General features: G+C 67.8%; 14 protein-coding genes. 6 read left to right on the top strand and 8 right to left on the bottom strand.

The window, feature by feature from the left end; translation table 11 throughout:
- Positions 1 to 44: 44 nt before the first annotated feature.
- The gene (locus F3J10_RS12165; protein ID WP_167242186.1) at positions 45 to 1007 is read right to left on the bottom strand and encodes an AraC family transcriptional regulator; all 963 of its coding nucleotides are present in this window, start codon (positions 1005 to 1007) and stop codon (positions 45 to 47) included.
- 247 nt (positions 1008 to 1254) lie between these two features.
- Here F3J10_RS12165 and F3J10_RS12160 point away from each other — a divergent pair, with 247 nt between their 5' ends.
- Positions 1255 to 1626 carry an MAPEG family protein gene (locus F3J10_RS12160; protein WP_025099945.1) on the top strand — a complete coding sequence of 124 codons (372 nt, stop codon included), beginning with the start codon at positions 1255 to 1257 and terminating at the stop codon, positions 1624 to 1626.
- Positions 1627 to 1705: 79 nt separating this feature from the next.
- Here F3J10_RS12160 and F3J10_RS12155 read toward each other — a convergent pair whose 3' ends face one another.
- Positions 1706 to 2623, bottom strand: a complete 918-nt coding sequence (locus F3J10_RS12155) for a LysR family transcriptional regulator (RefSeq protein ID WP_166915798.1) — start codon at positions 2621 to 2623, stop codon at positions 1706 to 1708.
- A gap of 274 nt (positions 2624 to 2897) precedes the next feature.
- Here F3J10_RS12155 and F3J10_RS12150 point away from each other — a divergent pair, with 274 nt between their 5' ends.
- Positions 2898 to 3299, top strand: coding sequence for a hypothetical protein (locus F3J10_RS12150; protein ID WP_025099947.1), 402 nt, complete (start codon positions 2898 to 2900; stop codon positions 3297 to 3299).
- A 411-nt stretch (positions 3300 to 3710) separates the two neighbouring features.
- Here F3J10_RS12150 and ahpF read toward each other — a convergent pair whose 3' ends face one another.
- Together ahpF and ahpC are read right to left on the bottom strand one after the other, a co-directional pair.
- Positions 3711 to 5297, bottom strand: coding sequence for an alkyl hydroperoxide reductase subunit F (gene ahpF, locus F3J10_RS12145; protein ID WP_167242185.1), 1587 nt, complete (start codon positions 5295 to 5297; stop codon positions 3711 to 3713).
- Between the two features lie 120 nt (positions 5298 to 5417).
- Positions 5418 to 5981 (bottom strand): alkyl hydroperoxide reductase subunit C, encoded by a 564-nt coding sequence (gene ahpC, locus F3J10_RS12140; RefSeq protein WP_013690079.1) that lies wholly within the window; start codon positions 5979 to 5981, stop codon positions 5418 to 5420.
- Between the two features lie 52 nt (positions 5982 to 6033).
- Between ahpC and F3J10_RS36525 the strand changes: the two genes are divergently transcribed.
- The 4 genes from F3J10_RS36525 to F3J10_RS12125 all read left to right on the top strand — a co-directional run bounded on the left by F3J10_RS36525 (position 6034) and on the right by F3J10_RS12125 (position 9014).
- The gene (locus F3J10_RS36525; protein ID WP_258181967.1) at positions 6034 to 6162 is read left to right on the top strand and encodes a hypothetical protein; all 129 of its coding nucleotides are present in this window, start codon (positions 6034 to 6036) and stop codon (positions 6160 to 6162) included.
- Between the two features lie 385 nt (positions 6163 to 6547).
- Entirely contained in the window at positions 6548 to 7450 is a 903-nt protein-coding gene (locus F3J10_RS12135; RefSeq protein WP_167233641.1) for a DUF817 domain-containing protein, read from the top strand.
- Between the two features lie 221 nt (positions 7451 to 7671).
- Positions 7672 to 8394 carry a YecA family protein gene (locus F3J10_RS12130; RefSeq protein ID WP_025102179.1) on the top strand — a complete coding sequence of 241 codons (723 nt, stop codon included), beginning with the start codon at positions 7672 to 7674 and terminating at the stop codon, positions 8392 to 8394.
- On the top strand, positions 8391 to 9014 hold the full coding sequence (locus F3J10_RS12125; RefSeq protein WP_166915792.1) for a hypothetical protein: 624 nt from the start codon (positions 8391 to 8393) through the stop codon (positions 9012 to 9014). The genes F3J10_RS12130 and F3J10_RS12125 overlap by 4 nt, the downstream gene beginning before the upstream one ends.
- Positions 9015 to 9061: 47 nt before the next feature.
- On the opposite strand, the gene F3J10_RS12120 is transcribed toward F3J10_RS12125, so the two are convergent.
- From F3J10_RS12120 to F3J10_RS12105, 4 genes are all read right to left on the bottom strand, one after another.
- Positions 9062 to 9928, bottom strand: coding sequence for an NADPH-dependent oxidoreductase (locus tag F3J10_RS12120; RefSeq protein WP_167242184.1), 867 nt, complete (start codon positions 9926 to 9928; stop codon positions 9062 to 9064).
- Between the two features lie 118 nt (positions 9929 to 10046).
- Positions 10047 to 10310, bottom strand: a complete 264-nt coding sequence (locus F3J10_RS12115) for a hypothetical protein (protein WP_025102176.1) — start codon at positions 10308 to 10310, stop codon at positions 10047 to 10049.
- On the bottom strand, positions 10307 to 11725 hold the full coding sequence (locus tag F3J10_RS12110) for a putative sulfate exporter family transporter (RefSeq protein WP_167242183.1): 1419 nt from the start codon (positions 11723 to 11725) through the stop codon (positions 10307 to 10309). The genes F3J10_RS12115 and F3J10_RS12110 overlap by 4 nt, the downstream gene beginning before the upstream one ends.
- 267 nt (positions 11726 to 11992) lie before the next feature.
- On the bottom strand, positions 11993 to 12487 hold the full coding sequence (locus F3J10_RS12105; protein ID WP_025102174.1) for a hypothetical protein: 495 nt from the start codon (positions 12485 to 12487) through the stop codon (positions 11993 to 11995).
- Positions 12488 to 12620 lie beyond the last annotated feature (133 nt).

Below are 12620 nucleotides of genomic sequence, written 5' to 3'. Positions count from 1 at the left end.
CTTCCTGCGGATTCGTCTCGCTGCCGGGAGATCGTGCGTGGCCGTCAGTGGACCGGCGCGTAGACCGAGGCGTCCTGCATCCGCTCGCGGCGGCAGGCGCCGGGCTGCATGCCGGTCACGCGCTTGAAGGCCTGCGCGAAGGCCGATTCCGAGCGGTAGCCGACCTGCTCGGCGGCATCCCAGGTCGATGCGCCGTGGCGCAGCAACTCGGCGGCCACCTTCATGCGCAGCAGCGCGAGGAATTGCGCGGGCGGCTGGCCGCAGGCATCGGCGAATTGCTTGCAGAAACGCGCGCGCGACATGTGGCAGAACTCGGCCATCGAGGTGGTGGTCCAGGCCTGGCCGGGCTCGGCGATGATCGCGTTGACCAGCGGCGCGAATTCGGCGCGGCGCATCACGGCCCACAGGCCGGGTGCGAAATCGTCGGCGCCGGCGACGGTGCGCAGCGCATAGAAGAACAGCACGTCGGTGAGCCGGTCGACCAGCGGCGAGGGCGCTTCGGGCGTGCGCCGCGCCTCCTCGCGGATCAGGTCGAACACCACGCGCGCGCCGGCCAGCCGGGCATCGTCGTGGCGCGCGATGAGGTGGTCGGGCAGCAGGCCATGCAGCGCGTCGCCCAGGTCGGAGCGGAACTCGAAGAAGCCGCAGGCCAGGCCCACGCTGCCCGCCGAGGCATCCGCCTCGAGTGCCGTCATCGCGCCCAGGCGCGTGCCGAATTGCGGATCGTCGGGCGCGGTGGCCTCGGGCGACAGGCAGTGCGCCACGTCGTGCAGCAGGAATACCGCGTCGCCGGCAAGCAGGCGCGTGCTGCGCGGCGCGCGCGTGGCCGTCGCGCGCAGATGCAGCCAGCATTCGCCCTGCAGCACCAGATGGAAGCTCGCGCGCTGGTGTCCCGCCGTCGATGCCCGGTAGGCGCCGCAATACCGGCCAGCATGAAACAGGGTGCTGCGCAGTTCCAGGCCGGACAGCAGCCAGTCGGCGGCGCGTTCAACGGGAGACGTCGACATGATCGGTGCAACGGCGAAGCGCGAACAAAAAGGGAAACCAGCTTAGCGCCTGGCTTCGGCCGCACCAAGGAAGCTTTGGCGGGATGCTTATGCGCCTTGCTGATAAGCCGGCGGGCCGGGCCTCGACGCGCCGATCGTGCGGCGCGGCAGAGGAAGCCGTCTAGATTTCCTGTGCCGGCGCCGCATGCCGCGATGCTAAGCTTCGCCGGATCTTGTCATTGACCAATGTAAATAATGGAGACTGGAGATGATCCGTTCGCAACTCTGCCTGTTGATCGTCGCGCTGCTGCCCTTCGTCTGGACCGTCTGCGCGAAGGGCCGCAAGGGTTATGACAATCGCGCGCCGCGTGCCTATCTGGCCAAGCTCGAAGGCTGGCGCGGGCGCGCCTTCGCCGCGCACCAGAATGCCTTCGAGGCGCTGGTGCTGTTCACGGCGGCGCTGGCGGTGGCCTGGCACAACGGCGCGAACGTCGTGCGGGTCGACCAGCTCGCCACGGCCTTCGTGGTGCTGCGCGTGTTGCACGGGCTGGTTTATGTCGCGAACTGGGCGGCCTTGCGTTCGCTGGTGTGGTTCGCGGGGATGATCTGCGTCGTCTGGCTGTTTTTGGTTGCGCCCTGAGCCTGGAGGGTGATCAGGCCGTGGCCGGATTGGAGCGGATTCCGGCCGTTGCCGTCGAGCGCCGACGAGCCGTTTGCGCTCAGGCCGTCTCCCGATCCGCGCCGCTCGCCACCCAGTCGCGCACGGCCTGCACGAACAGGCGCAGCGGCGCGGGTGGATGCCGGTTCGCCGGGTAGTAGAGCGCGAGCCCCGGCAGCGACACGCTCCAGTCGCGCAGCAGCGCCACCAGCCGGCCGCCGGCGAGATGCTCGCCCACCAGGCTTTCCGGCGCCCAGGCTACGCCGATTCCGGCCAGCGCCGCCTCGATCATCGAATTCAGGTTGCCGAGCGTCATCGGTCCTTCCACGTCGAGGCTGCTGGTCTTGCCGTTCGACTGGAAATCCCAGCGGAACATCGCGCCGCTCTCGAAACGGTAGCGGATGCAACGATGCTGCATCAGGTCGGCCGGCCGCGTCGGCGCCGGGTGGCGCGCCAGGTAGTCGGGCGAGGCGACCGCGATGAAGCGCATGTCGGGCCCGAAGCGCACCGCGATCATGTCGCGCGGCACGTCGTCGAACACGCGGATGCCGGCATCGAAGCCGTCGGCGACGATGTCGATCAGGCGCGTCTCGGTCACGAACTCGACGTGGATGTCGGGGTAGCGCTGCAGGAACTCGGGCAGCACGTTGCGGATCAGGATCCGCGTCGAGGTTTCCGAGGCGTTGATCCGTACCGAGCCGGTCGGGCGGTTCTGCGCCGTGGCCACTTCGTCCACCGCGTTCTCCAGGTCGCTGAGGGCTGGCCCGACCCGGCGCAGCAGATGCTCGCCGGCCTCGGTCAGCGCCACCGAGCGCGTGGTGCGATTGAACAGGCGCACGCCCAGGCGCGCCTCCAGGCTGCGCATCGAATGGCTGAGCGCCGACGGCGAAACCGCGAGCGCGCGCGCGGCGGCGCGGAAACTGCGCTGCTCGGCGATCGCGACGAAGGCCGTCAATTCGGAAAGACCGGCACGCAACATTGTTGAACTCGGCTCATCGGGTTGGGGAAAATGCGCGGTATTGTGCGCGTAGCGTAGCACCGGCGATGTGGGGCGTGTTGGGCGGGAAGGGGGCGGCGTGTCGGCGATGCGGTACAGGGCGTTCTGGCCGATGACGGCTGCCAGCCGGCCCCCGCTTGTCACCGGCGAGTATTCATGGCGTAAGCTGGAGGACGAGCGTCGGGATTCAGAACGAATCGCGGGAGGGCGCCGAGGTGCAATCGGTGGCAAACCCGGCCCTTGCGTAAGGACAAGGATGCGGGATCAGTCGATCACGATCCCGGCTGTCTGTCGTAGTGTGGCTCTTGATGACGGCAACACGCTTCCGGTGCCAACGATTGAGGGCTTTGCGATGAATTTGATGTCGGATGGGAGGTTCGCTGTGCGTGATTCCTACCAGTTCGCCCGCAGGCATGCTCGCGAGATCGACGAGATCGTGCGTGCTCGTAATTTCACCTCGCCCGCTTATGTCGACGATGGCGACACCTCGTTTGACCTGACGATCCTGATCCAGCCGGCTGGCCAGCCGACGCTGCTGGATATGGCCGCGATCGCTCTCGAGTTCGAGGCACGCTGGGGCAAACGTGTTCAGTTGGTGACGCCGGACGTGCTCGGCCAGGAGAACCGCCATCTGGTGCGGGAACTGGAGGCCGTCTGATGGTGGTTGCAAAGTCGAGGCGAGAGCTTTGCGCGTTCATTGCCGATTCGATCCATACGATCGTGCATGGGCATATCCAGGGCTACGATTTCAGCAGCTTCAAGGTTGACGATTGTGTGGGAGACGGTCGTTCGGGACTTGACTCCTCTCGCAAGCCATATCGATAAGCTGGAAGCGAGCACCAGATAGCACAAGGCCCCGTCCATCGCTGGCGGGGCCTTCATGACATTCCCTGACCTATGTATCAACAAGGGCCGTGGCTCGTGCGCCACGGCCCCGTCAAACACCAATGCCCGCTTGCGCGGGTCAGGAAAAAACACCCTCGCCGCATGGGGGGCATGACAGGCGAGGGTCAAGGGTAGAACCGTTGAATCGATACTGCGTGGAGCCGGGCACTCCCGGCTTCGACACTCAGGCGGTGACGGCCTCGCCAGCGGCAACCGGCACTTCCACGTCCTGGCGGATCAGGTAGTCGAAGGCCGACAGCGAAGCCTTCGCGCCTTCGCCGACCGCGATCACGATCTGCTTGTAGGGCACCGTGGTCACGTCGCCGGCCGCGAACACGCCGGGAATCGACGTCGCGCCGCGCGCATCCACCACGATCTCGCCGTGCTTCGACAGCTCGATCGTGCCCTTCAGCCATTCCGTGTTCGGCACCAGGCCGATCTGCACGAACACGCCTTCGAGTTCGATGCGCTTGGTTTCGCCCGTCTCGCGTTCGAGGTAGACCAGGCTGCCCAGCTTCTGCCCGTCGCCGAGCAGTTCGGTGGTTTGCGCGCTGGTGATCACCGTCACGTTCTTCAGGCTGCGCAGCTTGCGTTGCAGCACTTCGTCGGCGCGCAGCGTCTGGCCGAACTCGATCAGCGTGACTTCGCGCACGATGCCGGCCAGGTCGATCGCGGCCTCGACACCCGAGTTGCCGCCGCCCACCACGGCCACGCGCTTGCCCTTGAACAGCGGGCCGTCGCAATGCGGGCAGTAGGCCACGCCCTTGTTGCGATATTCGCGTTCGCCCGGCACGTTCAGCTCGCGCCAGCGCGCGCCCGTCGACAGCACGATGGTCTTGCCCTTCAGCACCGCGCCGTTTTCCAGGTGGATCTCGTTGACCTTGCCCGGGATCAGGGCCGTGGCGCGCTGCACGTCCATCACGTCGACGTCGTATTGCTTGACGTGCTGTTCGAGCGCGACCGCGAACTTCGGCCCTTCGGTTTCCTGCACGGAGATGAAGTTCTCGATGGCCATGGTGTCCAGCACCTGGCCGCCGAAGCGCTCCGCCACCACGCCGGTGCGGATGCCCTTGCGCGCCGCGTAGATCGCAGCCGCCGCGCCGGCCGGGCCACCGCCCACCACCAGCACGTCGAACACTTCCTTGTTGGCGAGTGCCTTGGCGGCGCGGGCGCTGGCGCCCGTGTCGATCTTCGCGAGGATTTCCTTCACGCTGCTGCGGCCCTGGCCGAAGCTCTCGCCGTTCAGGAACATGGTCGGCACCGCCATGATCTGGCGTGCCTCGACTTCGTTCTGGAACAGCGCGCCGTCGATCGCCACGTGGCGGATGCGCGGGTTGATCAGCGCCATCACGTTCAGCGCCTGGACCACTTCCGGGCAGTTCTGGCAGGACAGCGAGAAATACGTCTCGAAGGAAAAATCGCCGTCGAGATTGCGAATCTGTTCGATGGTGTCCTCGTCGAGCTTGAGCGGGTGGCCGCCGACCTGCAGCAGCGCCAGCACGAGCGAGGTGAATTCATGGCCCATCGGGATGCCGGCAAAGCGGATCCCGGCAGCCTTGCCCGGTTCGCCGATGCTGAACGAGGGCTTGCGCTCGGCGTCGTCGCGGCGTTCGATCACGGCCACGCGCGGCGACAGCTCGCCGATCTCCTTCAGCAGCGCGATCAGCTCCTGCGACTTCGCGCCGTCGTCGAGCGAGGCGACGAGTTCGATCGGGCGGGTGAGCTTTTCGAGGTACGACTTCAGCTGGTTCTTGAGATTGGCGTCGAGCATGGTGATTCGGATTCCGTAGTGTTTTTGGCACCTCGCCGGAGGCGAGGAGACGTGCGGCGGGGAAGCCGCACGATCATCGGGCGCCTGATGGCGCCCGTGTACCGCTGATGCCCGCGAAACTTAGATCTTGCCGACCAGGTCCAGCGACGGGGTCAGCGTTTCAGCGCCCGGCGTCCACTTGGCGGGGCAGACTTCACCCGGGTGCGACGCGACGTATTGGGCAGCCTGCACCTTGCGCAGCAGCTCGCCTGCGTCACGGCCGATGCCGTTGTCGTGGATTTCGGCGATCTTGATTTCGCCTTCCGGGTTGATCACGAAGGTGCCGCGCAGTGCCAGGCCTTCTTCTTCGATCAGCACGTCGAAAGCGCGTGCCAGCGTTGCCGTCGGATCGCCGACCAGCGGGTACTGGATCTTGGCGATGGTTTCCGAGGTGTCGTGCCATGCCTTGTGCGTGAAGTGCGTATCGGTCGACACGCCGTAGATTTCCACGCCCAGCTTCTGGAATTCTGCGTAGCGATCTGCCAGGTCGCCCAGTTCGGTCGGGCACACGAACGTGAAGTCAGCCGGGTAGAACACGATGACCGACCACTTGCCCTTCAGCGATTCTTCGCTGACGGGAACGAAATCGCCGTTGTGATATGCGGTTGCCTTGAACGGTTTGATCTGGCTGTTGATGATCGGCATTTGCGGTTTCCTTTGAGTGAAAAGGTGATCGGGATGATCAAGAAGCGACAGTATGACGATTGCCGCCGAGCTTGGGAAATTGCTTGTTTCAATGAGACGGATCGGGATTTTCTATGTGTCCCGATTTCAGGACGGCGCACTGCGCGGGCCGGGCTGGAAAGCCGGGCGCCGTGGCGGCTGATGCTGCGATGGGCTGGGGCTGGAAGCCTTGCCGCGCGGGCTTTCGGGCGATTCCGCGTGGCCTTGGCGAGTTGAGCCCGGGGGCAACGGCGAGCGCGACGCAGTACCGCGTCGAAATGACACGAATGGCAGGATTTTCGCCGATTCGCGCGGGCTCGTCCAGTCCCGTTTTCGGGCAGGACGGCGCGCATCTTGCACTGTTTGACGCGCTTGTGACGGCTCGCGTCAATATCCCGACGATTGCGTCGATATACTGCGTCCATCCTTGTACAAAACGAAATGAAACGGGGCGCGGCGATGATGGAAAAAACGTGGTTGGAGCGATGGCTTGTCATCGGCATGTCGTCGCGACGTGGGCGCGCATCGCGCATGCCTGGCGCCGCTCGATGACGGCCAATCCCCCCTCGCTCGCGATCCGCTCGCGCGCCGACGCGGTGATCGAGGCGCTGGCCGCGCACGGCACCAGCTTGGTGCCGCTGCGGGGCCGTCCCGCCGAGGCCCTCCATGCCTTCCTCGTGTTCGGCTTCCGGCAGGCCTGGGTCTGTCTGTTCGGCGGCTTGATGGTTGCGTTGCTGATCGCCACGCATGTCGTCTATCCGTCTCATGCGGCCTTGTCGCGCTACGACCTGCTGACGCTCGCGGCCGTCGCGATCCAGATCGCGCTCGTCGCGCTGCGCCTCGAAACCTGGGACGAGGTCAAGGTGATCCTGCTGTTCCACGTCGCGGGCACGGCGATGGAGGTGTTCAAGACGGCGGTCGGCTCCTGGCTCTATCCCGAAGCCGCCGTGCTGCGGATCGGCGGGGTGCCGCTGTTCACGGGATTCATGTACGCCTCGGTCGGCAGCTACCTGGCGCGCGCGATCCGCGAATTCGACCTGCGTTTCACCGGGCATCCGTCGCTGCCGGTCACGGCCGCGCTGTCGGCGGCCATCTACGCGAATTTCTTCACGCATCACTACTGGATCGACCTGCGTTACCTGCTGATCGGCCTGGTCGCCGTCGCGTTCCGGCGCTGCCAGGTGCATTACCGCGTCAGCACGCGCTATCACCGCATGCCGATGCTGCTCGGTTTCCTGCTGATCGCGCTGTTCATCTGGCTGGCCGAGAACGTCGGCACCTTCAGTCACGCCTGGCTCTATCCCGCGCAGCGCGACGGCTGGACGATGGTCTCGCCGAGCAAGCTCGGCTCGTGGTTCATGCTGACCATCATGAGTTATGTGATCGTCACGCTGGTGAGTCCGCCGCGGCGGTGGCAGGGGCAGGCCGAGGCGAAGCGGGAGGAAAGCTAGCTTGGCCGTCGCGTGATGGAGACGAGAGGCTTGCGAAACACGGCCGCATCGCTTTCGCCACCACCAGCCGGCAATCGTCTCGCCTCCCGTTCACGCAATCGTCGCGGCGCGCGCCCCGAGCGGCGGTAGAATGCCGGTTTTCCATTTTCCGCCGCATGGCGCGCGCAGCCGGATCGACCCCGATCCAGCCGCTTCGCCCGCCCGCGGCGCGGTGCCCCGCAATGACCCATACCGACGACAAGACCCTCGACGAGCTCGACCAGTTCCTGATGTCCGACATCATGTCGGAAAACACCATGACGATCGAAATGCTCGACGGCTACCTGACCGCGATCGCGATCGGCCCGGCCACCATCGCGCCGACCGAATGGCTGGCCGATGTCTGGGGCCCGAGCGAGGACGACGCGCCTGATTTCGAAAGCTACGAGCAGGCCGAGCACGTCTTCAACCTGATGATGCGCCACTACAACGCGATCCTGCAGACCTTCGACAAGGATCCCTCGTCGATCGCGCCGCTGTTCAGCGTCAACGAGGTGGGCGAGGACGACGACGCGCACGAGTACATCGACGCCGAAGCCTGGGCCAACGGCTTCTTCCAGGGCATGGGCCTGCGCTGGGACGACTGGCAGCCGCTGCTCGAGCATCCCGAGGCCGACGAATGGCTGCGCCCGCTGCGCCTGCTGGGCGGCGACGAGCTGTCCGAGGAGGAACGCGAGCTGGTTGCCGTGCCGGCCGAGCGCGAGAAGCTGTCGGAGCAGGTGCCGCCCTCGGTGCTGAAGATCCACGAGTTCTGGCTGCCGCATCGCGCGCCGACGCAGGAGCGCCTGCTCGCGCAGACCATCCAGCGCGACGCGCCGAAGGTCGGCCGCAACGATCCCTGCCCGTGCGGCAGCGGCAAGAAGCACAAGAAGTGCTGCGGCACCGATGACGGGCAGCCGGATTGAGCGTCGTGCCCGCGATGCGCCTGCTGCTGGCCGCTACCATCGCGTTGTCGATGTGCCGGCTCGCCGCCGCCGAGCCGCCGGTGCTCGGGCTGTGGGAGCAGTTGCCCGTCGGCGACGGTTCGGGCGGCGTGGCGGCGGTGCCGCGCGTCGACCTCGTGTTCACTGATCGCCGTATCGATGGGGACACGCGCTTCAGCGGCCTGGTCGATTCGGGCAGCCGGCTCTCGGTGCTGTGCTGCGTCGAGCTCGGCAAGGGCGACGAGACGAGCTTGCCGGCCCTGCTGAAGCGCCATGCCTGGGATCGCGATACGGCCGAGCACCTGCGCGGCATCAAGGGCTGGCACTACGTCTATGAAGCGCGGTTGGTCGAGTCCGGCGCGCGGAACCCGAGAATGCGCAAGCTGGTCGCGGATCTCGCAATGCCGCCGGCGCTATCGCCGTATTCAGCCGCGGTGATCGCGGCGCCGCTGCCCGCCGCCGAAATCGAGCCGCACTTCCAGGCCGGTGGCGCCTCGATCGTCTATCGCCTGCGAACCTCGCCGGACAAGCAGCGCGTGCTGCACGGCTTCTCGATCGATGGCGGGCCGGTGACGTTCAGCGAGGACAACTTCCCCGATTGATGGCCACGCCGGTCGCATGACCGGCGCCGCCGCCCGCCGGCGCGACCTTACTTCAACCCGAATCCCAACTCCGCCAGCGCGCTCGCCAGCCGATCGCGCCCGGACAGCGCTTCCGCCCCGCGCACGCGACGCGATGCCTGCCCGGTCCATCCCGATTCCGGCATCTGCTGCATCTGCTGGAACGCGCTCATCGACGCGTTGTAGTCGGCCAGCGCCTCGGCCGTCTCGGCCTGGTAACGCTCCTCGTGCAGCACCAGCGGGGCCGGCAGGCGCGGCTTCACATCGGTGACGACGTCCGGATCGGGATAGCCGATGGTCAGCCCGAACACCGCGAACGCCTCCTTGGGCAGCCCCAGTTCCTGCGCGACCGCCTCGGGCTGGTTGCGCATCCCGCCGATATAGCAGCAGCCCAGCCCCAGCGATTCGAGCGCGACCACCGTGTTCTGCGCGGCGAAGGCCGCGTCGGCCACGCCGACCAGGAACGCCTCCAGGAACTCGAGGCCGCCGCCGGGCATCTGCTCGACGTCGGACACGCGGCGCAGGCGCGACAGGTCGGCGATGAACACCAGCAGCAGCGGCGCCTTGGCGACGTGGCGCTGGTTGCCGGCGAAGCTGGCCAGGCGAGCGCGGCGCTCGGCGTCGCGCACGGCCACCACGCTCCAGGCCTGCAGGTTCGACGAGGTCGGCGCCGATTGCGCGGCGGCGGCGATGGTTTCGAGGATGTCGTCGGGCAGCGCGCGATCGGCATAGGCGCGCACCGAGCGGTGGCGCAGCAGGGTCGCGATGACCTCGTTGACGGCCGCGTCGTCCGCGCCCTGCGCCGGGCTCCAGGCGGCGCCGTAGCGCTCGCGCAGCAGGGCGTGGCGGGAGGCGGTGGCCTGGGTCTCGTCGAGGGCCGTGGCGATATCGTTCATGACCGGGTGCATCTCCAGTACGTCGGTGAAAAAGCCGCCATGGTATGCGAGATGGCCGAGCTTTGCCGAGGCGCGCCGCGTGGGCGCCACGCTTCGACAGCTTGGTGTCAGCGGGCCGTCAGCTCGCGTCGTGCTCCGCATCGCGCTCGACGAAGCCGCCGCAGCGGTCGCCCGGCGAGACCAGCCGGTCGAGCTTCAGGCACAGCCGGCTGCGCCCGACGCTGGCGCCGTAGCCCGAGCCGAACGAGGCCAGCCCGCCGATGCGGGCCTCCAGCAGCGCGCGGTCGTCGGCCCAGTGCGCGCAGCGTGCGCAGTCCGCGCGCGCGGCGTCTGCCGGCTCCGGGGCGGCCCTGAATCGGCCGATCAAGGCGGCGACGTTCATTGGCCCAGCGTCGCCCAGTAAGGCGCGAACACATGCACCGACAACAGGTAGCCGATCACGATATTGACGGCGACGCCGGCCGTGAAGGCGATCAGCGGCCGGCTGCCGGCCGCCGACAGCGCGCCGAAGCGCGTGGTCAGCCCGATGCTGAGAAAGCAGAAGGTGAAGGCCCAGGTGCGCAGCGCCGTGATCGGCGCGACGAAGGCCGGCGTGACGACGCTGCGGTAGTCGGCCAGCGAGTAGTGCGAGGCGATCCAGGTAACCAGTGCCGAAGCCAGCACGAAGCCGATCACGAACTTGGGAAAGCGCGTCCAGATCTCGCCGGCGCGGGCCCGCGTGGTGACTTCCGCGCCGCCGTCCTCGCGATCCCAGCGGGTGGTCGCGACGATCGCCAGCACGAAGGCCCAGATGCCGATCCAGATGTCGCGGCCGACCACCTTCATCAGCACGAAGGCCTGCAGCGAGGCATCCGGCGCGCCGGCCACCGCGCCCGGCGCGTGCCGGGCGAAATCGCCATAGGCCTGGGCGGCGGCGATGCCGGCCGCGTCGGCGAATTCGGAGGTGCCGATCCAGGCGCCGGCGATGCCGGTCGGCAGCCCGAGCGCGCGCGAGATGCCGGGCAGGGCGAACACCATCACGATCGCCCAGACCACCACCAGGGTGATGGCCACCGAGGCCTGCTCGCGCCTGGCGCGCACCGCGCCGGCGATCGCGATCGCGGCCGATACGCCGCACACCGCGCCGCCCACCCCGAGCACGGCGGCGAAACGCCGGTCGAGCTTGAGCGCGCGCGCCACCGCGTAGATCACGAAGAAGGTGGCCAGCGAGACGATGCTGGCCTGGCCGACCGCCACCGGACCGGCCCAGGCGATCAGCGTGAGCGGCAGCGTGGCGCCCAGCAGCACGATCCCCACCTTGATGTAGAACTCGACGCGCAGCGCCGGCGCGAGCCAGGCCGGCACCGTGAACAGGTTGGAGACGAGCAGCCCGAGCAGCAGCGCGATCAACGGTGGTTCGAGGTTGTAGGTGCTGGCCTGGGCCCAGGCGCCGATCGCGAAGATCACGCCCGAGGCCAGGAACAGCACCAGGAAGCCGGGCAGGAAGCGCGCCAGCGGCAGCTTCAGCGCGGCGATCGCGATCGAGAACACCAGCGCGAAGGCGACGAACAGGGCGACATAAGCCCCCGCGTGCCTGCCGACGTCGGCGGCCAGTTGCGCGAGGCTGGACCACCTGGCCGGCGCGACCGCGAGGCCCTTGATGCTGCCGCCGGTGGCGAACAGCAGCCAGGCCGCGAGGATCGCGAACAGGCCGATTCCCACCGCCCACCAGTCCTCCGTGCCGAACGGCCTGCCGCCGGTAGTGCCCGCCGTGCGCGCGCCGTCCTGGCTGCCGCGCGTGATCGATGTGTCGCTCATCGTATTCCCCTGATCGATTGGTCTGCCCCGCGTCGCCGGAACGCGCGCGAGGGCGCGCCCGATGCGGGGCCGGGCGTCCCTGGGCCGGTCGGCCGGCGGGTACGCCCAACGATCGAGTATGGAAGCCCGCGCAAACGCGCGGAAATGACTTATTCGACTTTGCTTATGGCCTGGCCCATGGCGCAGGCAGGCACGGCGTGCGGCTGAAAGCGAAGGGAAAGGTGCTCGCGCGGCGGCGATCGTCGCCGCCGCCGGCAGGGCATCGATTCAATGCATGTAGGTGACGTTGCGCTCGCGGGCGCGGATCTCGAGCCCGGCGTCGAGCAGCGAGATCGAGAACCAGCGCGTGAGCTTGAGCACGCCGCTGACCGAGAACGCCGGCAGCCAGTCGTTCAGCACCCGCATCGCGGCCTCGCCGCGCGTCGACTGCAGGTGCGCGATGGCCTGCAGCAGCGAGGCCTCGTCATAGGCGAGGTCCTGCGCGCAGCGGCATCGCATGTCGAGCGGGCGCGAGGCCGAGCAGGCCAGCGTGTTCATCATCAGGTCGAAGTGGTCGAGGCCGTCGGCATGCACGCCGGCCTCGAGCAGCACGTCGCGCCAGGTGTGGGCGGCGCGCGCGCCGGCATTGGCGTTCGAGCCGCAGCCGGGATGCAGCCAGGTTCGGACCGCGCTCAGCACGACGCGTTCGGCGGTATCGGGATCGCCCGCGAGCGGGTCGTCGAACAGCGATGGGCGGCCCGCGGCAAGTCGGGTATCACTCATGGCACCTCCAGAAGCTTCCAGGGGTTCGGGTTAGGCGGCATCGGGCACGGCCCGCCGCCGCTGGGCGCCGCGTCTCGGGACGCGGCACGGATCGGGGACGGCGACGCGCCTCAGCGCTCGCCGCCTTGCGCGA

The sequence above is a fragment of the Burkholderia sp. Cy-637 genome, assembly GCF_011753175.1.
GTDB classification, from domain to species: domain Bacteria; phylum Pseudomonadota; class Gammaproteobacteria; order Burkholderiales; family Burkholderiaceae; genus Burkholderia; species Burkholderia gladioli.
This window is presented reverse-complemented; position numbering and strand designations above follow the sequence as displayed.